Source organism: Ruegeria sp. BG8 (assembly GCF_056538325.1).
The window spans coordinates 1-953 of record NZ_JBQFSZ010000033.1; the positions used below are offsets into that span (position 1 = coordinate 1).

1 protein-coding gene is annotated in these 953 nt (G+C 57.2%); it reads right to left on the minus strand.

Annotated features, from left to right (window positions below; genetic code table 11):
• A partial coding sequence (gene tuf / locus ACR0DG_RS21445) for an elongation factor Tu (RefSeq protein ID WP_480700618.1) occupies nucleotides 1-953 on the minus strand: 953 nt, incomplete at both ends.

A 953-nucleotide genomic window follows, 5' to 3' on the forward strand; every position in this document is an offset into this window, starting at 1 on the left:
GTGTGACGACCGCCTTCTTCCTTGGTCAGGATGTAGGCTTCGGCTTCGAACTTGGTGTGCGGTGTAACCGAACCCGGCTTACACAGAACCTGGCCACGCTCAACGCCGTCACGGTCAACACCACGCAGCAGGGCACCGATGTTGTCGCCTGCTTCACCGCGGTCCAGCAGCTTCCGGAACATTTCAACGCCGGTGCAGGTGGTTTTCGAAGTGTCGCGGATGCCGACGATTTCAATCTCGTCGCCAACGTTGATCACGCCACGCTCAACACGACCCGTAACAACAGTACCACGACCCGAGATCGAGAACACGTCTTCGATCGGCATCAGGAACGGCTGGTCAACAGCACGCTCAGGCGTGTCGATGTAGTCATCAACAGCCGCCATCAGTTCCTTGATTTTCTCTTCGCCGATTTCCGGGTTGTTGCCTTCCATCGCGGCCAGAGCCGAACCTGCAACGATCGGAATATCGTCGCCGGGGTATTCGTAGCTGGACAGCAGTTCGCGAACTTCCATCTCAACCAGTTCCAGCAGCTCTTCGTCGTCAACCTGGTCAACTTTATTCAGGAACACGACCATCTTCGGGATACCAACTTGGCGGCCCAGCAGGATGTGCTCACGCGTTTGCGGCATCGGGCCGTCAGCGGCGTTCACAACCAGGATCGCGCCGTCCATCTGGGCAGCACCGGTGATCATGTTCTTGACGTAGTCAGCGTGGCCGGGGCAGTCAACGTGCGCATAGTGACGCGCGTCTGTCTCGTATTCCACGTGGGCGGTCGAGATGGTGATGCCGCGCGCTTTTTCTTCCGGCGCACCGTCGATTTGGTCATACGCTTTGAAGTCACCGAAATACTTGGTGATCGCTGCGGTCAGCGTCGTTTTACCATGGTCAACGTGGCCAATCGTGCCGATGTTGACGTGCGGTTTTGTACGCTCAAACTTTTCCTTTGCCAT